This is a genomic window from Sedimentibacter acidaminivorans, assembly GCF_017873955.1.
Classification (GTDB): Bacteria; Bacillota; Clostridia; order Tissierellales; family Sedimentibacteraceae; genus Sedimentibacter; species Sedimentibacter acidaminivorans.
On sequence record NZ_JAGGKS010000006.1, the window covers coordinates 203,271 to 228,401 of the forward strand.

General features: G+C 30.5%; 24 protein-coding genes and 1 other annotated feature. Of the genes, 17 read left to right on the forward strand and 7 right to left on the reverse strand.

Going from position 1 to position 25,131, the window contains the following annotated elements; translation table 11 throughout:
- Nucleotides 1-45 precede the first annotated feature (45 nt).
- The 4 genes from J2Z76_RS11210 to J2Z76_RS11225 all read left to right on the forward strand — a co-directional run bounded on the left by J2Z76_RS11210 (nt 46) and on the right by J2Z76_RS11225 (nt 5,095).
- Nucleotides 46-1,818: a V-type ATP synthase subunit A gene (locus J2Z76_RS11210; protein ID WP_209512145.1), complete on the forward strand. Its 1,773-nt coding sequence runs from the start codon at nt 46-48 to the stop codon at nt 1,816-1,818.
- 1 nt (nt 1,819) lies between these two features.
- Nucleotides 1,820-3,196: a V-type ATP synthase subunit B gene (locus J2Z76_RS11215; RefSeq protein ID WP_209512146.1), complete on the forward strand. Its 1,377-nt coding sequence runs from the start codon at nt 1,820-1,822 to the stop codon at nt 3,194-3,196.
- A 23-nt stretch (nt 3,197-3,219) separates the two neighbouring features.
- A complete protein-coding gene (locus J2Z76_RS11220; RefSeq protein ID WP_209512147.1) occupies nt 3,220-3,906 on the forward strand; it encodes a V-type ATP synthase subunit D in 687 nt (228 codons plus the stop codon).
- Between the two features lie 142 nt (nt 3,907-4,048).
- A complete protein-coding gene (locus J2Z76_RS11225) occupies nt 4,049-5,095 on the forward strand; it encodes an NAD(P)H-dependent flavin oxidoreductase (RefSeq protein ID WP_209512148.1) in 1,047 nt (348 codons plus the stop codon).
- Nucleotides 5,096-5,222: 127 nt separating this feature from the next.
- Here J2Z76_RS11225 and J2Z76_RS11230 read toward each other — a convergent pair whose 3' ends face one another.
- The 7 genes from J2Z76_RS11230 to J2Z76_RS11260 all read right to left on the reverse strand — a co-directional run bounded on the left by J2Z76_RS11230 (nt 5,223) and on the right by J2Z76_RS11260 (nt 11,664).
- Nucleotides 5,223-5,723, reverse strand: coding sequence for a shikimate kinase (locus J2Z76_RS11230; protein WP_209512149.1), 501 nt, complete (start codon nt 5,721-5,723; stop codon nt 5,223-5,225).
- A gap of 12 nt (nt 5,724-5,735) precedes the next feature.
- Nucleotides 5,736-6,539 carry a shikimate dehydrogenase gene (gene aroE, locus J2Z76_RS11235; RefSeq protein ID WP_209512150.1) on the reverse strand — a complete coding sequence of 268 codons (804 nt, stop codon included), beginning with the start codon at nt 6,537-6,539 and terminating at the stop codon, nt 5,736-5,738.
- Between the two features lie 14 nt (nt 6,540-6,553).
- Nucleotides 6,554-6,838: a chorismate mutase gene (locus tag J2Z76_RS11240; protein WP_209512151.1), complete on the reverse strand. Its 285-nt coding sequence runs from the start codon at nt 6,836-6,838 to the stop codon at nt 6,554-6,556.
- The gene (gene aroC / locus J2Z76_RS11245; RefSeq protein WP_209512152.1) at nt 6,823-7,923 is read right to left on the reverse strand and encodes a chorismate synthase; all 1,101 of its coding nucleotides are present in this window, start codon (nt 7,921-7,923) and stop codon (nt 6,823-6,825) included. The genes J2Z76_RS11240 and aroC overlap by 16 nt, the downstream gene beginning before the upstream one ends.
- Nucleotides 7,901-9,175: a 3-phosphoshikimate 1-carboxyvinyltransferase gene (aroA, locus tag J2Z76_RS11250; protein ID WP_209512153.1), complete on the reverse strand. Its 1,275-nt coding sequence runs from the start codon at nt 9,173-9,175 to the stop codon at nt 7,901-7,903. Before aroA ends, aroC begins: the two co-directional genes overlap by 23 nt.
- Nucleotides 9,176-9,318: 143 nt before the next feature.
- Entirely contained in the window at nt 9,319-10,182 is an 864-nt protein-coding gene (locus tag J2Z76_RS11255) for a prephenate dehydrogenase (RefSeq protein ID WP_209512154.1), read from the reverse strand.
- A gap of 396 nt (nt 10,183-10,578) precedes the next feature.
- On the reverse strand, nt 10,579-11,664 hold the full coding sequence (locus J2Z76_RS11260; RefSeq protein WP_209512155.1) for a prephenate dehydratase domain-containing protein: 1,086 nt from the start codon (nt 11,662-11,664) through the stop codon (nt 10,579-10,581).
- A 69-nt stretch (nt 11,665-11,733) separates the two neighbouring features.
- Nucleotides 11,734-11,988: a binding site (T-box leader), on the reverse strand.
- 216 nt (nt 11,989-12,204) lie between these two features.
- Between J2Z76_RS11260 and J2Z76_RS11265 the strand changes: the two genes are divergently transcribed.
- The 13 genes from J2Z76_RS11265 to J2Z76_RS11325 all read left to right on the forward strand — a co-directional run bounded on the left by J2Z76_RS11265 (nt 12,205) and on the right by J2Z76_RS11325 (nt 25,075).
- A complete protein-coding gene (locus J2Z76_RS11265; protein ID WP_209512156.1) occupies nt 12,205-14,052 on the forward strand; it encodes an S-layer homology domain-containing protein in 1,848 nt (615 codons plus the stop codon).
- 199 nt (nt 14,053-14,251) lie between these two features.
- On the forward strand, nt 14,252-15,268 hold the full coding sequence (locus tag J2Z76_RS11270) for a hypothetical protein (protein ID WP_209512157.1): 1,017 nt from the start codon (nt 14,252-14,254) through the stop codon (nt 15,266-15,268).
- Complete coding sequence (locus tag J2Z76_RS11275; protein WP_209512158.1) at nt 15,249-16,523, forward strand: BaiN/RdsA family NAD(P)/FAD-dependent oxidoreductase; 1,275 nt, start codon at nt 15,249-15,251, stop codon at nt 16,521-16,523. Before J2Z76_RS11270 ends, J2Z76_RS11275 begins: the two co-directional genes overlap by 20 nt.
- A gap of 305 nt (nt 16,524-16,828) precedes the next feature.
- Entirely contained in the window at nt 16,829-17,314 is a 486-nt protein-coding gene (locus J2Z76_RS11280; RefSeq protein WP_209512159.1) for a TRAP transporter small permease, read from the forward strand.
- Between the two features lie 5 nt (nt 17,315-17,319).
- Nucleotides 17,320-18,612, forward strand: a complete 1,293-nt coding sequence (locus J2Z76_RS11285) for a TRAP transporter large permease (protein ID WP_209512160.1) — start codon at nt 17,320-17,322, stop codon at nt 18,610-18,612.
- Nucleotides 18,613-18,731: 119 nt separating this feature from the next.
- Nucleotides 18,732-19,805: a TRAP transporter substrate-binding protein gene (locus J2Z76_RS11290; protein ID WP_209512161.1), complete on the forward strand. Its 1,074-nt coding sequence runs from the start codon at nt 18,732-18,734 to the stop codon at nt 19,803-19,805.
- Between the two features lie 96 nt (nt 19,806-19,901).
- On the forward strand, nt 19,902-21,179 hold the full coding sequence (locus J2Z76_RS11295) for a nickel pincer cofactor-dependent isomerase, group 22 (protein WP_209512162.1): 1,278 nt from the start codon (nt 19,902-19,904) through the stop codon (nt 21,177-21,179).
- Between the two features lie 71 nt (nt 21,180-21,250).
- Nucleotides 21,251-21,634: a hypothetical protein gene (locus tag J2Z76_RS11300; RefSeq protein WP_209512163.1), complete on the forward strand. Its 384-nt coding sequence runs from the start codon at nt 21,251-21,253 to the stop codon at nt 21,632-21,634.
- 51 nt (nt 21,635-21,685) lie between these two features.
- Complete coding sequence (locus J2Z76_RS11305; RefSeq protein ID WP_209512164.1) at nt 21,686-22,708, forward strand: hypothetical protein; 1,023 nt, start codon at nt 21,686-21,688, stop codon at nt 22,706-22,708.
- Between the two features lie 120 nt (nt 22,709-22,828).
- Nucleotides 22,829-23,458 carry a nicotinate-nucleotide adenylyltransferase gene (gene nadD / locus J2Z76_RS11310; protein ID WP_209512165.1) on the forward strand — a complete coding sequence of 210 codons (630 nt, stop codon included), beginning with the start codon at nt 22,829-22,831 and terminating at the stop codon, nt 23,456-23,458.
- Between the two features lie 76 nt (nt 23,459-23,534).
- Nucleotides 23,535-23,897 (forward strand): hypothetical protein, encoded by a 363-nt coding sequence (locus tag J2Z76_RS11315; RefSeq protein WP_209512166.1) that lies wholly within the window; start codon nt 23,535-23,537, stop codon nt 23,895-23,897.
- The gene (locus J2Z76_RS11320; protein ID WP_209512167.1) at nt 23,894-24,427 is read left to right on the forward strand and encodes a molybdopterin-binding protein; all 534 of its coding nucleotides are present in this window, start codon (nt 23,894-23,896) and stop codon (nt 24,425-24,427) included. The genes J2Z76_RS11315 and J2Z76_RS11320 overlap by 4 nt, the downstream gene beginning before the upstream one ends.
- A 42-nt stretch (nt 24,428-24,469) precedes the next feature.
- A complete protein-coding gene (locus tag J2Z76_RS11325; protein WP_209512168.1) occupies nt 24,470-25,075 on the forward strand; it encodes a hypothetical protein in 606 nt (201 codons plus the stop codon).
- Nucleotides 25,076-25,131 lie beyond the last annotated feature (56 nt).

Genomic DNA, 25,131 nt, shown 5'->3' on the forward strand with positions numbered 1-25,131 from the left:
GTGAGAATATTGGTTAACAAAAAGTGAAAGCAGGTGATTGAAGTAATGAGCCAAGGAAGAGTAGTAAAAGTGTCTGGTCCTCTAGTTATTGCGGAGGGCATGAAAGAAGCCGATATGTTTGACGTTGTGCGTGTAAGCGAACAAGGATTAATAGGCGAAATTATAGAGATGCGTGGAGAAATGGCATCAATTCAGGTATATGAGGAAACATCAGGCTTAGGACCTGGGGCTCCTGTTGAAACAACTGGTGCTCAACTTTCGGTAGAACTTGGACCTGGTCTTATAGAAACAATATATGATGGTATTCAACGTCCATTGTTTGAAATCAAAAAGGTAGCAGGCCCAAATATAACTAGAGGAATAAATGTTCCAGCTCTTAACAGAACTAAAAAGTGGGAGTTTGTACCTACAGCTAAAAAGGGTGACAAAGTTCAAGCAGGAGATATAATCGGAACAGTTCAGGAAACAGTTATAGTTGAGCAAAAGATCATGGTTCCCTATGGAATAAGCGGTACGATTGAAGAAATAAAGGGTGGAAGTTATACAGTAGAGGAAACTGTATGTGTTGTAAAAAAAGAAAATGGAGAGAATGCTAATTTAACTTTAATGCAAAAATGGCCAGTTAGAAAAGGTCGTCCATATAAAGAAAAATTAGTTCCTGAAATGCCTCTAGTAACAGGACAGAGGGTTATAGATACACTATTCCCTATATCTAAGGGTGGAGTTGCAGCAGTGCCAGGACCATTTGGTAGTGGTAAAACTGTTGTACAACATCAGCTTGCAAAATGGGCAGATGCAGACATAGTAATTTATATTGGATGTGGCGAGCGTGGAAATGAAATGACAGATGTTTTGATGGAGTTTCCAGAATTAAAAGACCCTCGAAGTGGCGAATCACTTATGAAAAGAACAGTGTTGATTGCTAATACATCTGATATGCCAGTTGCTGCACGTGAAGCTTCTATATATACTGGTATAACAATAGCAGAATACTTTAGAGATATGGGCTATTCTGTTGCTCTTATGGCAGATTCAACATCACGTTGGGCAGAAGCACTTAGAGAGATGTCAGGACGTCTTGAAGAAATGCCTGGCGAAGAAGGATATCCTGCTTATTTAGCATCACGTCTTGCTCAATTCTATGAAAGAGCAGGAAGGGTAATAAGTTTAGGATCAGAGGGAAGAGAAGGAACTCTTTCCGCAATAGGTGCAGTTTCACCTCCAGGTGGTGATATTTCTGAACCAGTTTCACAAGCAACATTGCGTATAGTTAAAGTATTCTGGGCTTTGGATTCATCTTTGGCATATAAACGTCATTTCCCAGCTATTGATTGGTTACAAAGTTATTCATTGTATGTTGATAGATTGAATTTATGGTATGATGCTAATGTAGCAAAGGATTGGTCTAAATTAAGGTTAGAAACAATGAGATTGTTGCAGGAAGAAGCAGAGTTGAACGAGATAGTTCAGCTTGTTGGTGTTGATTCATTGTCTGATGGAGATAAATTGAAGTTAGAAGCATCAAGGTCTATTAGAGAAGACTATTTGCATCAAAATGCATTCCATGAAGTAGATACATATACATCTCTTGATAAGCAATATAAGTTATTAAAATTAATAATGGGATATTTCAACAAGAGCATGGAAGCAATAAAAGATGGTGTAGATTTTAAAGCTTTAGCAGACCTTCCAATAAGAGAAAAAATAGGAAGATTTAAATATATAGAAGAAGAAAAAATAGAAGAATCTTATAATAATATAAATAAACAAATGTATGAAGATATAGAAAATATTTTAGCAAGCAAGGAGGTTGAATAACATGATTAAAGAATATAAAACCATTGCCGAAGTTGCAGGACCTTTGATGCTTGTAAAAAATGTAGAAAATGTTACTTACGATGAACTTGGAGAAATAGAGTTGCCAAATGGAGAGATGAGACGTTGTAAGGTTCTTGAAATCAATGGAACTAATGCTTTAGTTCAATTATTTGAAAGCTCTGCTGGAATAAATTTAGCTGAAAGTAAGGTTAAATTTTTAGGAAGAGGTATCGAACTTGCAGTTTCATCTGATATGCTTGGTCGTGTATTTGATGGACTAGGAAGACCAATAGACAATGGTCCAGAAATTATTGCAGAACAAAGAATGGATATAAATGGACTTCCAATGAATCCAACAGCTCGTGATTATCCAGCTGAATTTATACAAACAGGTGTTTCTGCTATAGATGGATTAAATACATTAGTAAGGGGACAAAAACTACCTATATTTTCTGGCTCTGGTTTGCCACATGCAAACCTTGCGGCACAGATAGCTCGTCAAGCTAAGGTTTTAGGTACGGATAGTAACTTTGCAGTTGTTTTTGCAGCTATAGGTATAACATATGAGGAAGCAAACTTCTTTATATCTGACTTTAGACGAACAGGTTCAATTGATAGAACTGTATTGTTCATGAACCTTGCCAATGACCCAGCTATTGAGCGTATATCAACGCCTCGTATGGCTCTTACAGCAGCAGAGTTCTTAGCATTTGAAAAGGGAATGCACGTTCTTGTAATCCTTACAGATATTACAAACTATGCTGAAGCTCTTCGTGAAGTATCAGCAGCAAGAAAGGAAGTTCCTGGTAGACGTGGATATCCTGGATATTTGTATACAGACTTGGCAACTATTTATGAGCGTGCAGGTAAAAAACGTGATATAGAAGGTTCTATAACAATGATTCCTATATTGTCAATGCCAGAAGATGATAAAACTCACCCAATTCCAGATTTAACTGGATATATAACAGAAGGACAGATAATTTTATCTCGTGAGTTATTTAGAAAAGGTATTACACCTCCAATAGATGTTTTACCATCACTTTCAAGATTAAAGGATAAAGGTATTGGCAAAGGCAAAACAAGAGAAGACCATGCAGATGTACTTAATCAGTTGTTTGCAGCTTATGCTAGAGGTAAAGAAAGCAAAGAGTTGATGGCTATTCTTGGTGAAGCAGCACTTTCTGATACAGATAAGCATTATGCTAAATTTGCAGATGAATTTGAAAAAGAATATGTATCTCAAGGATATGAAACAAATAGAACTATAGAAGAAACATTACAAGTAGGATGGAATCTCCTTACTTTACTTCCACAAAGTGAACTTAAACGTATTAGAGATGAGTATATAGAAAAATATCTTCCTAATAAAGAATAAATTAAAGTAAGGAGCGTGTTAGTATGGCAAGGTTAAATGTAAATCCAACCAGAATGGTATTAACCTCTCTGAAAAAGCGTTTGAAAGTGGCTGTTAAGGGTCACAAAATGTTAAAAGACAAGCGTGATGAGCTTATGAGACAGTTTTTAGAGCTTGCCAGAGAAAATAAAACCTTAAGAGAACAGGTTGAAAAGCAGCTTGCAGATGTATATTCAAATTTCATCATAGCGAGTGCTGTTATGTCATCAGAGGTTTTAGACGAAGCTCTAATGTATCCAAAGCAAGGTGTTTCTATTGAAGTAGGTAATAAAAACATAATGAGCGTTGATGTTCCTGTATTTGAATTTACAACTACAACAGATGATACATCCAACATATATCCATATGGATTTGCAAGCACATCAGGTGAGTTAGATAGTGCTATAGCAGACCTTTCAGATATTTTTCCTATTATGTTAAAGCTAGCTGCTTTAGAAAAGGAAGTTCAGCTTCTTGCTGCGGAAATAGAGAAAACAAGAAGAAGAGTTAATGCTCTAGAATATGTTATGATTCCTAGATTTCAAGAAACTATCAAGTATATTCAAATGAAGCTTGATGAAAACGAAAGAGGAAATCAAACAAGGTTGATGAAAGTTAAAGATATGATGCTAGCTGAAGCAATTAAGCTTAAAAAAGAACAAGATAGAATTGCTTTTGAAGAATATAAATAAAAAATACAACAGGGGAAATGCAATGCATTTCCCTTTGTAATATCTGTATATATACTAATTATTTCTTGACAAAACGATAATTATTAGTATATACTTTGACTATCGAAATAATTGCAATTAGAAATATTAGGAGATAAAACTTATGAAACTTTCAGAACTTAGAATAGGTGATTTAACTGCAAAAATACCTATTATTCAGGGTGGTATGGGTGTAGGTGTATCGTTGTCTAACTTATCGTCGGCTGTTGCAAACGAAGGCGGTATCGGTATAATTTCAGGAGTACAAATTGGATTTAGAGAACATGACTTTTCTATAAACCCTATTGAGGCAAACCTTAGGGCTTTAGGAAGCGAAATAAGAAAAGCAAGAGAAAAAAGTAAGGGCATTATTGGAATGAACTTAATGGCTGCTATGAATAACTATGAACTGTATGTAAAAGAGGCAGTAAAAGAAAAAATAGATTTAATTATTTCTGGTGCTGGACTCCCTATTACATTGCCTAAGTTGGTAAAGGATAGCAATACTAAAATAGCTCCTATAGTTTCCTCGGCAAAAGCAGCTAGAATAATTATAAATAGTTGGCTTAAGCAAGATAGACTTCCAGATGCAGTAGTTGTAGAAGGACCACTAGCTGGTGGACATTTAGGATTTAAAAGTGAAGAATTATTAGAAAATACATGTAAAACATTAAAACAACTAACCATAGAGGTTAAAGAGTTAATAAAAACATATGAAGAAAAATATAATGTTAAAATTCCTATTATATCTGGTGGTGGAATAAGAACAAAGACGGATATGGAGGAAATTATTAATGCAGGTGCAGATGGAGTTCAATTAGCGAGTGTATTTGTGCCGACAATTGAATGTGATGCGCATGAAAATTTTAAATTGGCATATATAAATGCAACTCATGAGGATGTATTTATTATTAAAAGTCCTGTTGGGATGCCTGCAAGAGCTATAAGAACAAATTTTTTGAGTAATGCTTTGGAAAATGGATGTGAACCAATCAAGAAGTGTTATGGATGTATGCCAAAATGTGAAGCAGATAAAATACCATATTGCATTTCAGTTGGTTTAATAAATTCAGTTCAAGGAAAAGACGGCTTAATATTTTCTGGTGCTAATCTTGAGAGTATTAACAAAATGACAACAGTAAAAGAGGTTATTAGTAGTTTTATTGATTAATATAAATTATAATAAAGCAAATCATCCCTCCTTGTTATATAATATAATTTTGGTTCAAATCAATCGATGAATTAACCATTACCAACAAAAATATCCTGTTTTAGCAGGATATTTTTGTTAATATTGCTTAATTTTGATTTTCTATAAGTTCTGTAATTTGGTCCAGGGCATATGTAATTTCTCGATTATTCATTATTTCTATATCACAATATTCTTTATACAAATTGATTCTTTCGTTATATAGGTTATATAATTTATTTTTTCCTTCTGCTAGAAGAGGTCGAATATTTGTATCAATATCTTGCATAATGTTGTCTAAGGGTCTGTTTAAAAATACTACTATACAATTTTCTTTAAAAATATTAATATTTTCTTTTCTTTTTACAACTCCACCGCCTGTAGCAATAATGTGGGAATTTAATTTGCTTAACGATCTACTGCATCTAGTTTCAACATCCCTAAAATAATCTTCACTAATTTGAAACATTTCTTTAATGCTTTTATTTTCATTTATTTCTATATATTCGTCCATATCTATGTAGTTCATATTAATTTTTTTAGATAACATATATCCAATAGTACTTTTACCACTTCCGGGCATTCCTATAATTACAATATTTTTGTTCATGTAAACCTCCTGCTAAAATATATCCAAAATGCTATTAATAACATTACTTGAAATTTCTGTTTCGTTCCATATTTCTTGGGATTTTACTGCTTGTGCAATAAGCATGTATAATCCGTTTATTGTTTTTAGACCTTTTTCTCTAGCTTCCTTTAAAAATAAAGTATTAGATGGATTGTAAATTAAATCAATAGCAGTATTAAATTTATCTAAATGTTTTTTTTCAATTGGACTGAATTTTGTTTTAGGAAACATCCCAACAGGAGTACAATTAATTATGATGGAACAATTATTAACACTATTTAATTCATTATACATAATTACCTTATCATCTGGATATTTTATTTTTGACGATTTTGAGTCTCTAGAAACCATAATTATATCTTTTATACCGTTATCTTTTAAATATTGAGTTACAGCTTTCGATGCTCCTCCTGTTCCAAGGATAACAGCTGTTTCTCCTTTTATTTCTATATTTGAATGGTTAATCATCATTCCAAAACCGTAATAATCTGTGTTATACCCTATTGCCATACAATTTTTATCAATATTAATTACATTTATAGCCCCTATTTTTGAAGCTTCAGGACTTAGAGAGTCTAAATATTTAATTATATCTAATTTATATGGTATAGTTACATTTATACCGTTGTATCCAAGTGTCTTTAATCCAGAAACAACATTTTTTAAGTTTTCTCTTTTAACTTGAAATAATCCATAATAACCATTAGTATGAGTTTCCTCTAATATTTTGTTGTGAATTTGTGGAGAGTAGGTATGACCTAATTTTTCACCTATTAAACCATATAAATTTTCCATCATCGACACCTCTATTACAATATTTTAATTTCATCTCTTTCTATATCTTTACATGTATTCATTATTTGTAAGTATAATCTTTCTATATAACTTTCATATTTCTTATTATCAAGATGTTTTTTACACTTTTCAATAACTATTTTCTCTCTTCCTTCGTCAAATATAGGTATATTTCGTACTGCCTTGTATTCCCCTACTTTTAGAACTAAATTAAATCTTTTTTCTAAAAGTTTTACTAATTCTTTATCTATAGAATTTATTTCATCTCTAATTTGGGTTAAATTTATTTCATTTTGCATAATTCACCTTCCCTTTCTAATATTAAATCAAGAATAACTATTGCTGCAGCCCCTTCTATAACGGGTAACGCCCTTGGTACTATACATGGGTCATGTCGACCTGATATTTGCAAGTTTGTGTTTTCCATAGAAGATATATTTACAGTATTTTGTGAAATGGATATAGATGGCGTTGGTTTTATTGCAGTTCTAAATATTATGGGCATTCCATTTGTTATTCCACCTATTATTCCACCGTTGTTGTTGCTAGTTGTTGAGATGTTATTATTTTGAACATAGTATGAATCATTTGATTCTGAGCCACGCATTTTTGTGATATTAAAACCTTCACCAAATTCTATTCCTTTTACAGAAGGGATGGAAAAGATCATGTGAGATAACTTGCTTTCTACTGAGTCAAAGAATGGCTGACCTAAACCTGCATCCGTATTTATTATAAATGTTTCAACTATTCCACCAACTGAATCACCATCTTCTTTTGCCTTCAGTATCTCTGATTGCATTTTTATAGACTTGTCTTCTGAAATAACGGGAAACTTCATATTTTTTAAATTTTTTATAGAATTTATATTTATATTTGAAATCTCTTCGTCTTGTATTTTACTTATGTTTTTTATACGACTTCCAATATATATGTTTTTATTTTTTTCTAATATTTGCATTGCTATTGCTCCTGCAAATAGAAGAGGTGCAGTAATTCTACCCGAAAAATGTCCTCCCCCACGATAATCATTAAATCCTAAATATTTAATAAATCCAGGATAGTCGCTATGACCAGGCCTCATATTGTGTTTTAAAATATCATAATCTTTTGATTTTTTGTCTTCATTATATATTATTGCACATAATGGAGTACCTGTTGTTTTACCATTGAAATAACCACTTAAAATGTTATACAAATCCTTTTCATTTCTTGTTGTAGATAAGTTACTATTGCCTGGGACTCTGCGGAGCATTTGTTCATTAATATAATTTAAATCTAGTTCTATACCTGATGGTAGTCCATCTAGTATTACGCCTATTGCTGCTCCATGTGATTCTCCAAAAATGCTTATTTTTAATTTATTTCCAAACATTGAGCTCATCTATATCACCTCCTAATAATTTATAATCATTCCAAAACTGTGGATAAGATTTATTTACAGCTGTATAATTTTCTAATATAATTTCTTTTTCGCATTTTGTTGCTGCAATTGCAAGTGACATTGCAATTCGGTGGTCATTCCAACTGTTTACGGTCGCACCACCTTTTAGACAACTTAATCCTTCTATTAATAAGCCATCTTCTAATTCTTTTATATTTGCGCCAAGCTTATTCATTTCACTACATATTGCTTTTAATCTGTCTGATTCTTTTATTCTTAAACGCTCTGCCTTTATTATTCTTGTGGTTTTGCCTTCTTTTAATGATGCAAGTACTGTTAGAATTGGAACTAAGTCAGGTATTTGAGAAGCATCAATTATAATTTCATCTTTGCTATATGCTTCAATACGGTTGAATTTTTTAATTACATTTAGTATTTCCTTATCTCCCTGCATAGTGTTTGCATTAATTCCAGTGCAATTTACACTATTACCTATCTCCTTTGCAACTAAGAAGAATGCAGCCTGTGAAAGGTCTCCTTCAACAGTGTAGTTTGTTGATGAATACTTCGAATTGCCTTTTATTTTAAATTCTTCATAGTTTTTGTTTTCTATGCTAATATTAAACTTATTTAGAATTTCTAGAGTTAAGTCTACATAACCTTTAGACTCCATAGTATCTGTTATTTTAACTGTAGAATCATATCCAGTAAGAGGAAGTGCAAATAATAATCCTGATACAAACTGAGAACTTATATTACCTGAAATCTCGTAATTTCCACTTTTTAATGAGCCACTTATGGATAAAGGTAAAATACCGTCGTTTGTTGAATATTTAACTTTTTTCTCTTCGAAAATTTTATAATATATATCAAGAGGTCTTTCTACAAGCTTACCACTACCTATAAAGGTGCATTCTTCTGATAACATTAAACCAAGTGGTATTAAAAATCTTAGTGTTGAGCCTGATTCTCTACAATTAATATTTGCTTTTTTAATAATATTTCTTTCACTTCGCACGTGTATGCTATAAGTTTCATTAATGCTTTCGACAACTTTTATTTCTGCACCAAGTTCTCTCATACCATCTATAGTAGCTTTTATGTCTTCTGATAAAATAACATTATCTATTATACTTTCATTACCATCTTTGCATAGAGCGGCACATATTATTGCTCTATGACTTAAACTTTTAGATGGTGGGGCTTTTATTATTCCATTAAGTTTTGAAGGTTTTATTATTATGCTTTTCATTTGAGTTCTCCTGTTTTCAATTCTATTAAGATTGTATAGTGTTTTTTAGGTTGATACTAAAAGATCTACTAAATATCCTACTACATTACGGGATATAAAAAGATTGTATTTTGTTCTTGGTATTAGGCTGATACTTAGTATTGTTATATATTCATCTTCTTTCTTCTTTCTTTACTTATATTTAGAAATGAAACTAAGTTATCTTTATCATCGGACTTAATAATATTGTGAATATTGGTTATATCAACTATAAAGTTATTAAGTTCGTTTAATATATTGTCTTTGTTTTCAAATATTAGTTCACTCCACAACTCTGAATTAATATCTGCTACTCTTGTAGCATCCTTGAAGCTTCCACCTACACATTGTAAATTATTATTTAAATTGGAACTGTTCATTAAAGTACATGCTATAATATGAGGAAGTTGACTAGTGAATGCAACTTTTTCATCATGCGTTTGGGAAGACATTTCAATTATATCACTGAAGCCTATGCTTGTTATTATTTGTTTTAATAGATTTAAAGAATTACTAGAAGTAGTTTTGTTAGGGGTTAAAATATATTGTGCATTTTTAAATATATCAGCATCGGAATAATTGTAACCATTAGACTCTTTTCCCGACATAGGATGACCGCCTATAAATTCCAGATCATCTCTAATTACACTTAATGTTTCTGAAACAATTTTATTTTTCATGCCCAAGGTATCTGTTATTAGGGCTTTTTTCTTAAAATACATCATATTTTCTTTTAAAAAATCTATAGTAATATTTGGGTATGTACATAAAATTACTATGTCGGAATTTTCTAGGGGAAATTGCGAATTAGTAAATCCATCATCTATTACACCTGTATATTTAGCTTCATTCAATGCATCCATATTTATATCAATTGCCCAAAGCTTATTAATTTTTATGTTTTTTCTAATAGCTTTGGCATATGATCCTCCTATTAATCCTATCCCAACGATTGTTATATTTAAATTAGATATGTCTAAAGCTTTCAATTTAATACCTCTTGATTTTTGAATTTTGTACTAACAATATAAAAAAAGAGCCCTATAAAGGACTCTTCTATAAGTATCTTATAAAATGAGAAAATTTAAAAATTACTCTAAAGAAAAGCAATTTTATATCAAAACGCTAGTTTTAATCCTTTATAAATATATTTATGTAATTTTTTTATACGACAATAAAAGTAATAATAATAATTACTTAAATAACGGCTGTATAATTCACTTACATAAAATTTATTTATAAGTTCCATTATAAATTTTCTCCTTCAAATATTGTTTATGATATTTTAACACAGAATTTGAAGTTGTCAATAATAAATTAATTATTTATTACATTTATTTATTACATTTAAATTTTATATAAGTTGTATAAAAAGTGCCGATATTTTAAGCTTTGAAACTTCCCAAAATTTTAAGAAATGGAAGCTCGTTTGAAAGCTGGTTAAGAATTATCTTTATGTTATCGTCAAGTATATTACCCTCGAAATCCATGTAGAATAAATACTTCCAAGGACTTTTTAAATCGGGTCTTGAATAAATGTAAGATAAATTTACTTTGTAGTAAGTAAATAATGATAATACATTTTCAAGAGAACCCATTTGGTGAGGTACTGTAAATACAATGCTAACTCGGTTATGATTTTTATTAACTAATAAATATTTTGATACTGCTCCAAAGCGCGTGTAATTTTGATTTGGATTAATATTATCCTTGAGAATTTTAAGTCCATAATTTTCAACTGCTTCAGGGGAACAAATGCAAGCAATGTTTTTATTGTTCATTAAATATATTTTTTGTGCTGCAACTGCAGTATTTGTTTCATTTATTGCAGTTAAGTTATTTTCATTAATATAATCTCTGCACTGCATTATTGCCTGAGGGTGTGAATATACTTCCTTTATATCCTCTAATCTAGAGTTCATAGTACCAGCTAGACAATGATCTACTTTTCGTACATAATTATAATTTATAAATAAATCATATTTTAGTAGCAAATCATAAACATCATTGACATATCCGGCAGTAGAATTTTCTATTGGAACAACTCCCACCTCAGCGCATTCATTATACACTTCCTTAAATACATCTTCAAAGGAAGATTTGTTTATGTATTTTTTATCTTTAAATAAATATTTAGCGGCACCTTCTGAATATGAGAAAGGTAATCCTTGATAACATACGGTTCTGATATCAAGTTCATTATTAATACACTTAATACTAATTATATCATCTGATTCTTGACTATAACAATACTTGTAGTTTTTATCTAATGATAATAGATTTTTTAAAAAGTGATTATATTGATAATCATATTTTTCATTTTTATTATCTATAATAGTTTTATCTTTACTATTGATGTTGTTTTTAGATGAAATAATCTTTTTTAACACCGACATTCTTTCTTCAAATATATTTTTTATTAATTCATCATATTTGTTCATTTCTTGTATTAAATCATTATAATCTGACATTTTAGTTACCTCAATTCTATTAAATCTTCATATAAAACAAAAAACCTTCCGCCTCTATATCTTTAACGATATAGGGACGAAAGGTTAAAATTCAACTATTCCGTGGTACCACCCAAATTCAGCAAAACTGCTGCTCTTTTTCAAATACGAGATTAAATCTGATATTCTATCCTTATAACGTAGGAAATACGACCAAGCCTACTTAATTCAGCCGAGAGCTCAAGAAGGAACTTCAAAATGATTACTCTAATATTCGCTTGCAGTCAACGACGAATACTCCCTGGTAGCTTCCTCAAATTTACTTTCTTCTATCATAGCTTTTAATTATCAATTTTTACTATAATATTATTAATTATTAATTTTGTCAATAGTTTTTTTTATTTATTCTTACACGACGTGTATTAACATGTCTTAAATGTAGTTAATTAAGTATGATTTTATTATTTTCTTACTATAGTATTATAAATAATTAGTTTGCGAAATATGTAATAATGTGTTATAATTTAAATAAAAATTCTGCATTAAGGATAGGAGGAATGTATGAAAAATAAAATATTTACGAGAGTACTGTTGTTTACAGTTTTACTTTCTATGGTATTTATGTCTGCTGCAAGCGCTGTAACATTTAGCGACATATCAGATCATTGGGCTAAGGATTACATAATAAAAGTTGCGAATAATGGGATTGTTACGGGATACAGTGATGGTAAATTTAAACCAGAAAATTCAGTAACTGTTCTAGAATCATTGGTTATGATGTCGAGGTTGTATGATATAGATGACGATATAAAGGAGCAAATAGTTGAAGAGTATGAGCCTGTTCTTGAAGATATGACTAATGCAGAAGATTATACTTGGGCCTTTGAAAATCTTTCATTAGCTTTAGAGTTTGGAATAGTTTCTAGAAGCGGATTAGAGAAAATGTTTAAAGATGAAACAATATCACAAAAAGCAAGTAAAGAAGAAATATGTGTTCTTTTAACAAAAGCTATGATGCTTAGTGATGAGTTAAAGAAAGTATTTGTATTACCTTTTAATGATGCATTGCAAATATCTGAGTTAGCTAAACCATATATGTACATTATGTATGATAAAGGAATAATTGCAGGTGATACTAAAAAGAATGTAAACCCTAAGGATAATATAACAAGAGCTGTGATGGCTACAATGTTAGATAGAGCATATGAATATATAGATGAAAATAGTATAGAACCTGAAATAAAAAGCTATAAACCAACTACAGTTCTGAATGGAATAATATCAGATGTAACTGTAGGGGATGTAGAATCATATATATATGTTAAAGATGATAATTCAGATACAACTATAGTCAGAGTAAATTCAAGTACAAAAATATACCTTAATGATAAAACAGTAGAAATTTCAAAAATAGAAAAAGGTATATTAGTAAAATGTGAAATAGATGAACAAAGAATAGCACGAACTATGAAAGCTGATAGCTTAACTAAAATTATAAAAGGTAAAATATCATATGTTGCTTATGCATCACCAGCTAAGATAACTATAATTGATGAAGATAATGATAAGATTACATATAGTGTACCATCAGATGATATGAAAATCTATCTAGATGGAAAAGAAACAGCTCTTAAGAATCTTGAAGAAAAAGATTTAATATCTCTTAGAATAAAAGACGATGTATTATATCGAATAGATTCAATAAGTAGAATTCAGAAATACGAAGGTAAAATTACTGCAATCGACTATACCAATTTACCTATAAAGCTGACAATGCTTACTACACAGAATAATAAATCAATGACATTTGAATATTCAAGCGATGTAGAAGTAACGAGAAATGATGATGATTCAAGCTTCGATCAAATAAGAATTGGAGATATAGTTACTCTAACGGCTGAATATGGTGAAATGATATTAATAAATACAAATGCGGCTGATGCGGAATTAAGCGGGACGATAAAAGAAATATTGATTGCTAATCAAAATAAGATAAAAATAGCTAACTCTTCTGGAACTATAAAAGAGTATCCTGTTAGCAATAATGTCCAAATTAATATCGGTAGCAAAAATGCAACAATTTATGATTTAAGACTTGGTTATCAAGTAAATGTCAATACTTCAGGTGATGAAATTGTTACTATCGAAGCTGCTGAAATACAAACTGCAAAAAGTTTTTCAGGTAAAGTAGTGTTTGTAAATATTGATGATAAGCTTATAATGATGCAAAATATTAAAGATAATGGTCAAACGGAACTTGTATATGTAAGAGTTTCAAATTCAACAAAAATATTTGATACTTCTGGGAGCACTAAATACATTAAGAACATATCAGAGGGAAATAATATTATGTGCACTATAATTTCTCAAGGTGGAGAGAATGTTGCGGTAAGCATAATGATACAATAATAATTTTAAAATTAAGGCAACTGATTATAAATTTTCAGTTGCTTTTTTAATTTTGTTGTTTTAGTGATGCATTATGAATTGTTAAAAATATATATTTTATTATTAAAATTATATCAATTATATAGTATAATGGAATAAATACAAAACTTATGTCAAGAAATATTTAAAGTTGAAATATATAATAATATGGAGGAAGAATATGAAAAAATTAGCCATAATACTATTAATAACAATTTTTATTGCATTTGGATGTACCAGACTCCCTGCATCACAAGAAACAGGAGTGAAACCAGGGGAGTATAAAAGTTCTAATATCTTGAATTTTGAAGAAACAAAGACAGAAAATGATAAATTAAAAAGGGAACTGGAGCAAACAAAGGTTGAGATTCAAAAATTAAAAGATGACTATATAAGTATAGCTAGAAATAATGATTTATTAGTAGGAAAACTTGATGAGGCAGAATCTTTGCTAAGACAATTAGAAAATGAGGGAGCTGAATTACCTAAATTTGTTCTTGAAGAAACTGATAAAAATAGTATTATAAATTATATTAAAGAAAGAAAAAGTGTGTTATCAAAAAACTTCAAAGATATAAAATTGGTACCTACTGAAGAAAATGACAATATAATTTTATTTTATACTGTAGGATATGGAGAAAATTATAATCAAATTTTTATTTGGGAAGTAGGTAAAAGTGAACCAATTACAATAGATAGTGCATTTTTTAGTAAGGACGGAAATTGGGAATGGTTACAACAAGGCAAATATATATTAATTGATTCAGGTAAGGGTTCTATAATTGAGAAGAAAATTTTAGATATTAATGCAATGAAGATAGTAAGTACTTTTGAGACAAATTCAGAAGATATATATTTATTTCCAGAAACATCAAGTTTGTTAATTCAAAAAGCTAAAACAGGTTCATCAGAACCAATATATGAAATATATAATTTTATTACTGGAGAAGAAAGTAAATTAAACTTTGAATTTAATGATAAATATTTAAGGTTCAATGTAGATAGTATAAAAAATACAATTAACTTTTCAGGTACATACGTTGATATTGATAATATAGAATATTCGGTTAAAGTTTCTATGGATATTGATATAATAAAAGAAAAATATTCTATAAAAGCATTAGAAGAATTAAGAGAACAAAATAATGATATTATTAATCAGGAAGAAACTAATTTAAATGAAGAAGGAAATGAATAACAGTATGCTTAAAAAATATGATGTAATAATAATTGGTGCTGGACCAGCTGGGTTATTTACCGCCATGTCAATAAATAATAAGAATGTATTGGTATTAGAAAAGAATTGTGAACCTGGAAGAAAGATTCTCATATCTGGTGCCGGACAATGCAACTATACTAATTCTTGTGATATAGAAAACTTTATAAATAAGTATGGCGATAATGGGAGGTTTTTGAAACCCGCTCTATATAACTTTTCAAATAGGGATACAATAGACTTTTTTAAAACAGAAGGTATTGATAGTATTGTTAGAGAAGATAAAAAAGTGTTTCCTAGCTCGCTTAAATCGAGAGATATACTAAATGTGCTACTAAATAAATGCAAAAGAAAAAGTGTTGAAATAAGGTATGATGCATCAGTTAATGATATTCAATACGATAAAACAAGTAGATGTTTTGTCATAAAAGCAAAGGATCACCAATTTGTTAGTACTATACTTGTTATAGCAACGGGTGGTAAATCATATATTAGTACAGGGTCAACTGGTGATGGGTATATATTTGCTAAGAATTTAGGTCATAAAATAGTGGATACAGCACCAGCTCTCGCGCCAGTTTATGTTGAAAATTATGAGTTTTCAGAATTGTCAGGAATTTCATTTCAAAATATATCAATAACATTATGGAGAGACAATAAAAAAATAAATCAGTTTTTAGGTGATCTTTTATTTACACATAAAAATTTATCTGGTCCTGTTATTATAAATAATTCTCGTTACATTTTGAAAGGCGATATATTAAAAATTAATTTTACCCAGTATATAAATAATGATGAATTTAGGATGAATTTTGAACAAAAAGTTTTTTCATCAGGTAAATGTAATCTTAAAACATTAATACGGGAGCTTAATATGCCAAAGCGCTTTGTTGATAAGATAATGGAACTTGGAAATGTGTCTGATGATAAAATTTGTAGCGAACTAGATAAAAAAAGCAGAAAGAAAATAATAGAACTTTTATCAAACTATTCAATGGTGGTTCAATCAATTGGTGATTTCAACGTTGCTATGGTAACAAGAGGTGGAGTGTCAACAAGTGAAATTAGTTCTAAAACAATGGAGTCGAAAATTATAGATAATTTATATTTTGTAGGAGAAGTATTAGATATAGATGGTGACACAGGTGGATATAATATACAGGCAGCATTTTCAACAGGGAAGCTAGCAGGAGACAGTATAAATAGTAATGAACATTCTAAATGTTACAAAAAATAAACAATTAAATTAAAAATATATGTTTAAGTATAAAACTTGTAAAAATAATGTAAAAAAATAACAAAAATGATGATTCTGAATTTTAGAATCATCATTTTTGTTAACAAATACAATAATAGATAGAATATACTTGACAGTTGTATTGTATACAATTATAATATTTAGTATACAATATTAATTGCATCTTAGTAAATATTAAAATATAAGGGGATGATCCTTGCTAAAAAACTTATGCTATAAAGGCTATATTAATTTAAAGTGGAAAAAATTAATTCTTGTTTAGAAGGAAGAGGAGGTTCGGACCAGTGAAAGTTTTGAAATGGTTAGATGAAAACTTTGAAGAAAAGCTTATGGGTTTAGCCCTTTGGGGCATTGTAGTTATAATGGGGATTCAAGTAATTATGAGGTATGTATTTAGATCCTCTTTAGTTTGGTCAGAAGAGGTATCTAGATACCTATTTATCTGGATGGTATTTATTGGAATTAGCTATGGAATTAAAAATGGATCTCACATGCGGATTGATATGTTAGAGCATTTTTTTCCGAAATTAAGAAAAGGGTTAGGGATATTAGCAGATTTATGTTTTCTAACTTTTGCAGCATATATGATTGGACCAGGCATAACTGTTATTGAATCTTTATTAATAACTGGACAAACTAGTCCAGCAGGTGAAATACCTATGTATATTGTTTATACTGGTTTACTAGCAGGTTTTATCCTAGTATTGTTTAGAATAGTACAAAAATATATTTTGAAATTTTTACAAAAAAACCAGTCGAAAGGAGATTAGATTAAATGATAGCAAGTGTTTTTATTGTATTCGTAGTGTCTTTAGCATTGGGAATACCTATAGCAGTATCATTGGGATTCACAGTTTTATCCGCGGCTTTTTTTGTCCCATCACTACCGGCTGATTCTGTTTATGCATTTCGTAGTATGGTTACAGCTCTAGATTCATATTCGCTTTTAGCCATTCCACTGTTTATATTATCAGGTAATATAATGGCAAAGGGAGGAATATCAAGAAAACTATTTGATTTTTTCTCTTATTTCATTGGAAATAGAACAGCAGGGTTGCCTATTGCGGCAATTATTACATGCCTTTTTTATGGAGCTATATCAGGATCTGGACCTGCAACTGTTGCAGCAGTTGGATCTATGACTATTCCATTATTAGTTGAGCTTGGTTACGATAAGAAATTTTCTGTTGCAATGATTGCTGTTGCTGGTGGATTAGGAGTAATTATTCCGCCTAGTATTCCGTTTATTGTTTATGGTCAGTCTTCGGGTGCATCTGTTGGAGATTTATTTATAGCAGGAGTTTTACCAGGTATGTTAATTGCTTTATGTATGATAGTATATGCTTATTTTTATTGTAAATTTAAAGGTGAAGATAAAGAAAAACTTTTGGCAAATACACAACAGTTAAGATCAAGAGGATTTATGGTTATGCTTAAAGATAGCTTCTGGTCGCTTTTGACTCCGGTTATTATATTAGGAGGAATATATAGTGGAATTGTAACACCAACCGAAGCTGCAAATATTTCAGTTGTTTATGCATTAATAATTAGTTTATTTATCTATAAAAGTCTTAAGTTTAAAGATTTATCTACGGTCATGAAAGAAACAGTTAATACTGCAGCACCAATTTTATTAGTCGTTTCAATTGCCACTGTATTTGGTAAAGTGCTTACATTTATGCAAGCGCCACAGTTAATATCTGCAGCTATTACGGGTACATTTACTACAAAAGTGTCTGTTTTGTTGGTAATAAATGTAATATTGTTATTTGTTGGTATGGTCATGGATACTACACCTGCAATACTTATATTAACACCGATATTTATGCCAATTATACAAGCAATCGGAGTTAATCCATTGCATTTTGGTATAATCATGGTTGTAAATCTTGCTATTGGTTTTGTAACACCACCAATTGGTATCAATCTTTTCGTAGCAAGTTCATTAACTGGAATATCTGTTATGGATATTGCTAAAAGAGCTATTCCGTTTATTATTGCATTTTTCATTGCATTATTGTTCATAACATTCGTACCTGAAATAAGCTTAATGTTAATTGGAAAATAATTTTTGATTTTGTGGTATGAAAACTAATACATCAAAGAAATGAAAATTAAATAAAATGTACTTATGCTATTATCACCCATTATAAGGTGTTAATATAAAAAAATAAAGGGAGCTTAATTATGAAAATGAAAAAAATTTTAGTTTTATTGGTAGCATTCGCTATGATTCTAGGTCTTGTGGGTTGTGGATCTAAAACAAACACTGAAACAGCAAAAGTAGAAGACTCAAAAACTGAAGCAGATGTTAAAGCAGAAACTGAAGAGGTAAAGACTATTACTTTTGCTCACGTTAGTGCTGAAACAACTTCTACACACCAGGCTGCACTCAAATTTAAAGAGGTAGTTGAAGCAAATAGTAAAGGTCAATTAGTAGTAAATGTTTACCCAACTGGACAACTTGGTGGGGATCGTGAGCTAATAGAAAATACACAAAACGGTTCAATAACTGCTATGGTATCTTCGCCAGCGCCACAGGTTAATTTTGTTAAATCTGCAACTATATTTGACGCACCTTTTGTATTTGAAGGGTTAGAACATGGAAGAGCGGTTTTAGGTGACCCAGAATTCATGGATGCAATTGGAAATGAATATGCTGCAGCAGGTTTTCATTATATGGGAGCATCTGGACAGGGATTTAGAACTTTGACTACAAATAAAAGAATAACTACACTAGAACAATTAAAAGGTCTTACAATTCGTACAATGGAAAATAAATACCATATGCAAACATGGTCATTATTAGGAGCAAATCCAACACCATTAACATTTAATGAGTTATATACAGCATTACAGCAAGGTACTGTTGAAGCACAAGAAAACCCTATAGAGTTAGTGCATGCACAAAAATTCTATGAACAACAAAAATATATTGTTGATACTAACCACATCCTTCAAGTTAATACATGGATTATCAACAAAGACTTTTATGATGGATTATCAGATGAATTGAAAGCAGTTGTTGATGATGCAGGAAAACAAGCTGTAGAAGTTGCAAATAGAGTTAATGATGAAAAAGGACCAGAATACGTTAAAGTAATAGAAGATTATGGAACTGAATTTGTGGAAATACCAAAGGAAGAAAAAGATAAAATAATTGAAGCAGTTAAACCAGTTTATGAAGAAATAAAAGCAGCGACTGCTCCAACAGTATATGATACATATTTTACTGCAATTGAAAAATATAAAACTAAATAAACAATTGTAATTTAACTATTAACTAGAAAGCTGCTTTTGGCTTTCTAGTTAATAGTTATAACTTAATTTTTCAAATTCAAGAAAGAAGGGTTATTGATGGATGCAATAAAAAGTATGCTTGATGGTATAGAAATACCTAAATTTGTGCGTATACGCCAACAATTTGATAACACAAAAATTGAAAATATTAAAGAAGTAATTGATGCTAAGTTTTGTCAAGACAATATCAAAGATACTATTAAAGAAGGACAATCAATTGGTATAACTGTAGGAAGTCGTGGCCTTGCTAATCTTAGAGATATAGTTAAATATGTATGTGACAATATTAAAGAAAAAGGCGCTACGCCAGTAATCATACCAAGCATGGGAAGTCACGGAAATGCAAATGCAGAAGGACAGGCTACTTTTATTCGCGGTCTTGGAGTTACAGAAGAATATGTAGGTGCAGAAATAAAAGCTGGTATGGAAGTAGTGCAACTTGGGACAACTGATACTGGTTTACCTGTTTATTATGACAAAATTGCTAGTGAACTTGATGGAGTTATAGTGTTAGGCAGAATAAAAGCACATACTGACCTAGAAGGCGACATAGAAAGTGGTTTGCATAAAATGATAACTATTGGTTTAGGAAATCATATGGGGGCTCAAGTTATGCATGCTATGGGTCTAGACAAAGCTGTTCCGAGACTGAAATCAATAGCTAGATATGCTTTGAAACATTCAAATATAATATTTGGAATTGGATTATTAGAAAATGCATATGATGAGACTAGCCAAATAGAATTTGTACCAACTGATGAAATAGAATATGCTGAACCAGATCTGCTTAAAAAATCAAAAGAAAATCTTCCTAGATTTTTATTTAATGATATAGATGTATTAATTGTTGATGAGCTTGGAAAAAACATAAGCGGTGATGGTATGGATCCAAATGTTATTGGAAGAGGAGTAATAGGAACTAAAAACAAGGACATTAGAATAAATAAAATTGTTACGCTAGATACAACAAAAGAGGCAGGGTCAAATGCGTATGGTGTTGGTCTTTCGGATGTTACTACAATGAGAATATTTAATAAATTAAAAACGGAAGCAATGTACACAAATGCTATCACTGCTATTTCAATAAATGGTGCAAGAATACCAATTGCTATGGATAGCGACAAGTTAGCGATACAGCTTGGAATAAGATCGGCATGCTGTGATAATCCTAGTAAAATTAGAATAGCCAGAATTAAAGATACATTAAGTTTGAAGGAGCTGTATGTTTCTGAAGGACTTTTAGAAGATGTAAAAAGTAATGATAATATTGAAGTTATAAGCGAATTAAAGGATTTTAAATTTGATACGGATGGAAATTTTGTCAATAAATATTAATATTATATTGAATTTGTTGTCTAATATAAACTTATTTTTTCAAATTTAAATATTAGGAGGAGTATCTAGATATGAAATTAATGCATACAAAGTTACCTGAGTTTATTAGAAAGATGAAAGTAGCAGCAGCTACAAAAGGTTCTACTTATAAAGAATGCGAAGTAGTGGGTTTAGAAAATTTAAAAACAGCTAAAATGCAATCTTTGAGGACTGGAAGAATTGAACAAGCGGTTGAAGACTTAGCAATGAAGGAAGATGTGTATAGTGTAGAAGTTGCCGTTATACCACGTATTCCTGAATCAATGCACAGTGCAATTGTAAGAGGATTTGATAAAGATGGAAATCCAGTTCATGCAGTACTTGAAACAATTAACATACTTCATCCAACAGAAGATATTTTAATTCACGATTGCCCGGATATAGATGATAGAAGACCACCTATAGGAAATCACTAATTTTTGTTCTAATATATAAAATTAATTATGATATTTAAAATGGAGGAAAAAATGAGTAAATTAAAATATAAAATCATTCATGAAGGAATATTACATGATATTTTTGTTCCGATGTCAGCCGTTTTTATTGATTATGCAGATGTAAAAGCTTGTGGCCTTACAATGTTGGAAGCATGTGAAAAAATAGCAGCTACAATCCCGGGACCAGCTGGATATAATATGTTTGATATGACAGCTACAACTACAAATAGTGACGGTGTGATGATAGATGGGTCAATGACATGCATGGCAGCTTCAGATTACGGTAAAATTAATAAAGATTTTGGATATCTTGAAATGGTTGAAGTTACATACTCGGAAGAATTAATTCAGGCTGAACCACATTTAAAGCAATGGAAGAAATCTTATCCTGACAGAAGACTTATCATGGGGCCAGATCCAAAGAAAAAGAAAATTCCAATTCATAATGCAGTTCTAACGGGAAGGGCTGGAAATAATAACTCTGCAACAGAAATGATGCATTATATAACAATGGAAGAAATTCTATATCCTATTACTGGACAACTTCAAATTATGAAAGATGGTAAAGTAGAGGTTGGTGGAACTGGACATATTATTTCTGTTGGAATTGGTATGGTCGTAGGAGAGGAATACGGACGTATTGTGCCACATAGACAGTTTAGATGCGGCTCGTCAGCACACAATTCAGGAGAATATGCTAAATATTTGAAAAGCCATATTCCTGTCATAGCAGCGGATAAGTCAGAACTTGCAAAATACATTATTCAAGCTTTACAAACTGGAGTAATTCCAGGAAGAGATATTGGTGCTTCTCCTGCAGTGTTATCTGTGGCAAGACACATGAAAATTAAGCCTGACTTTGATAATATGACGAAAGCTTCTCTAGAAGAGTTGGCAGACGTAGGATTTACTAAGGAATGGATTACGGCAGATGTGGAAGAGTTAACACCACAAGAAATCATTGCTAAAGCACATGAAATAATTCCAGGCATTGATAATCCAACTAAATTTAATGTATCTGATGTTGTACAGGTAAAATATATAGAAGTATAGTGTATACAGAAATATACAAAGGCGAAGAAATATAATTCTTCGTCTTTGTAAAAAGACTTTATATTCTAGTAATACAAGATAACATTATTTTCTAGAGATACTCATAAGGGGAAGACTATTATGAAAAAAATAGGTATTTTTGGTGGAACTTTTAATCCTATTCACAATGGACACTTAAACATTGCAAAAAAAATCGGAAATAGTCTAGGATTAGATGTTATACATATAATTCCTGCTAATGTACCTCCTCATAAATCATATATTCCTATAATGGAAGGTAAACACAGATACGAGATGTGTCGCCTTGCATGTGAAGGCGATCCTCTATTTAAATTAAATGATATAGAACTTAAAAAAGAAGGAAGAAGTTATACAGTTGATACTTTAAATGAAATATCAATTGACTATAAATATAGCAAATTATTTTTAATCTTGGGGTCAGATTCCTTTTTATCCATAACTAATTGGGTAGGATTTGAAGAAATTACAAAGCTTGCAGTGTTATGTACTACGCCAAGAGATATAAAGGAAGTAGCACAGCTTAATAAAATGGACCAGCTATTTAAAAGTAGAGGTGTAGAAACAATAATATTCGATATTCCGGTTATTCCAATTTCCTCTACATTAATAAGAAAAAGAATTCAAAATAGAATGGAAATTCATGAAATGGTACCTAGAAATGTAGCTGATTATATAAAAATAAATAATCTTTATAATAAAATTGAGTATGAAGATTCTAATATTAAATAAAATTATTCTAAGGCATTTTATTCTTGGATAATTACAGTAATAAGTTAGTTATATATGTAGCAAGGGAGATATTACTATGCAAGATGATACTAAAATAATTGTACAAGTTGACAAGACTGTTGTAAAAGTAAAAGGATTAGAAGTTAAAGGATTAAACATACAACAACTAGAAGAAATCATCATTGACAAATTAAAAAGTGTAATTCGGATTATCGGTGTAACAGGGAATTCTATAGAAATGGACGTTTATGGAGTTGAAGAAGAAGATATATTACGTGAAGAGGATGGTTTAATTAAAGCTATTGCTTTAGCTGAAGGTATTACAATAACCGATTTGTCAGCCCTTTCTTCTGTAAAAAAAATTCAAAGTGTAGATATAAATTCTATTCCCGAATATATTGAAGGTGGATGTAAGGGAGAAAGGTGGCAAAAAAGGTGATTTCTAAAGCTATTATTATTCCAACTGGTGATGAATTAAAATCTGGAGTTGTCTTGGATACAGATAGTCCTATGATTATGCAAGTACTGCTTAGTATGAATGGTAGTTGTAATATTACTCGAAATGAGCCATTAATTGATAGTGAAAATATTATAATAGATTGTATTAAAAATTATGTTAGTCAAAAAGTAGATTTAATTATATTGATAGGCGGTTCAGGTGGTGGACATAGATACAGTTCAACACTAGGAAAGGATTTTACACATTCCTCTTTAGATTTGATACTAGAAGACAAGTATTTCTCAGAACTTTATGGCAAGAACGGACATATGTGGAGCAAACTCATATGTGGAACCATTGACAATACTCTAGTTATTAATGTTCCAGGACCATTTCAAGAGGCAAAGGCTGCTATAGAGGCATTTAAAAAAGCATACGAGCAAAATTGCATAGATTTAAAACAAATTAATTTATATATGACACAAGCTGTTAAGTCTGAATATGGAAATAAAATAGTAATAAATAACTAGGAAATATTAAATGTTATAATTATGAAAACTGTAGGTTTAATTATGAGAAAATATAATATGAAAAGTAAATTATCATTAGAAGCATTTGTATTAAAAACAACTACTGTGGATGGATATGAAGTCATTGTAGGTGGAATATGTCCTAGGGGTATGAAAGAGGAAGCTGTTAAATTTTATCAAAACATAAGCAAAATGAAACTTGGACAAACAAAAGATGAATTCTTAATTGACTATACATTAGCTAATGCAATAACTTATCTGTCACCTAATTGGGCTTTTCTAGTTGGAGCATCAATATGCATTGATGGAGTAAATAGCAATACCGGTGGAATTATAGGAAACCCTTTTAAAGAGTATGAGTCATCCGATGAAGATATAGAAAAGATAAAAGAAGGATTGTACTTGATTTCTTTTTCAGGCGGACCAGGAATAGCTTTTGAAGGAACAAATTCGGAAGGAATATTATTAAAGAACATGATTTTAAATTATAAGGCAGCTAAAAGTAGGAAAGTCGAAGATATTATAGATAAATTAGATGAAGTAACAAATCTTTATGTTCTTGTAACTGATGGATGTGGACCTAGAAATTGTGGAGGAATATATATATCAGATTATTCTGGAAAAAAACAAGAAACATTTTGTATATAATTTACTTTTCATATCTAAGTTTTAAATTTGAATTATAATATTTTAACTATATAAAT

What these genes read in the sequence shown, in the direction of transcription:
- J2Z76_RS11305 (WP_209512164.1), top strand. Translation starts at nt 21,686, where the DNA reads ATGAGTAAATTAAAATATAAAATCATTCATGAAGGAATATTACATGAT.
- aroC (WP_209512152.1), bottom strand. Translation starts at nt 7,923, where the DNA reads ATGAGCTCAATGTTTGGAAATAAATTAAAAATAAGCATTTTTGGAGAA.
- J2Z76_RS11215 (WP_209512146.1), top strand. Translation starts at nt 1,820, where the DNA reads ATGATTAAAGAATATAAAACCATTGCCGAAGTTGCAGGACCTTTGATG.
- J2Z76_RS11220 (WP_209512147.1), top strand. Translation starts at nt 3,220, where the DNA reads ATGGCAAGGTTAAATGTAAATCCAACCAGAATGGTATTAACCTCTCTG.
- J2Z76_RS11295 (WP_209512162.1), top strand. Translation starts at nt 19,902, where the DNA reads ATGGATGCAATAAAAAGTATGCTTGATGGTATAGAAATACCTAAATTT.
- J2Z76_RS11260 (WP_209512155.1), bottom strand. Translation starts at nt 11,664, where the DNA reads ATGTCAGATTATAATGATTTAATACAAGAAATGAACAAATATGATGAA.
- J2Z76_RS11210 (WP_209512145.1), top strand. Translation starts at nt 46, where the DNA reads ATGAGCCAAGGAAGAGTAGTAAAAGTGTCTGGTCCTCTAGTTATTGCG.
- J2Z76_RS11300 (WP_209512163.1), top strand. Translation starts at nt 21,251, where the DNA reads ATGAAATTAATGCATACAAAGTTACCTGAGTTTATTAGAAAGATGAAA.
- J2Z76_RS11275 (WP_209512158.1), top strand. Translation starts at nt 15,249, where the DNA reads ATGAAGAAGGAAATGAATAACAGTATGCTTAAAAAATATGATGTAATA.
- aroE (WP_209512150.1), bottom strand. Translation starts at nt 6,539, where the DNA reads ATGGAAAATTTATATGGTTTAATAGGTGAAAAATTAGGTCATACCTAC.
- J2Z76_RS11240 (WP_209512151.1), bottom strand. Translation starts at nt 6,838, where the DNA reads ATGCAAAATGAAATAAATTTAACCCAAATTAGAGATGAAATAAATTCT.
- J2Z76_RS11230 (WP_209512149.1), bottom strand. Translation starts at nt 5,723, where the DNA reads ATGAACAAAAATATTGTAATTATAGGAATGCCCGGAAGTGGTAAAAGT.
- J2Z76_RS11270 (WP_209512157.1), top strand. Translation starts at nt 14,252, where the DNA reads ATGAAAAAATTAGCCATAATACTATTAATAACAATTTTTATTGCATTT.
- J2Z76_RS11325 (WP_209512168.1), top strand. Translation starts at nt 24,470, where the DNA reads ATGAGAAAATATAATATGAAAAGTAAATTATCATTAGAAGCATTTGTA.
- aroA (WP_209512153.1), bottom strand. Translation starts at nt 9,175, where the DNA reads ATGAAAAGCATAATAATAAAACCTTCAAAACTTAATGGAATAATAAAA.
- J2Z76_RS11315 (WP_209512166.1), top strand. Translation starts at nt 23,535, where the DNA reads ATGCAAGATGATACTAAAATAATTGTACAAGTTGACAAGACTGTTGTA.
- J2Z76_RS11285 (WP_209512160.1), top strand. Translation starts at nt 17,320, where the DNA reads ATGATAGCAAGTGTTTTTATTGTATTCGTAGTGTCTTTAGCATTGGGA.
- J2Z76_RS11225 (WP_209512148.1), top strand. Translation starts at nt 4,049, where the DNA reads ATGAAACTTTCAGAACTTAGAATAGGTGATTTAACTGCAAAAATACCT.
- nadD (WP_209512165.1), top strand. Translation starts at nt 22,829, where the DNA reads ATGAAAAAAATAGGTATTTTTGGTGGAACTTTTAATCCTATTCACAAT.
- J2Z76_RS11290 (WP_209512161.1), top strand. Translation starts at nt 18,732, where the DNA reads ATGAAAATGAAAAAAATTTTAGTTTTATTGGTAGCATTCGCTATGATT.
- J2Z76_RS11265 (WP_209512156.1), top strand. Translation starts at nt 12,205, where the DNA reads ATGAAAAATAAAATATTTACGAGAGTACTGTTGTTTACAGTTTTACTT.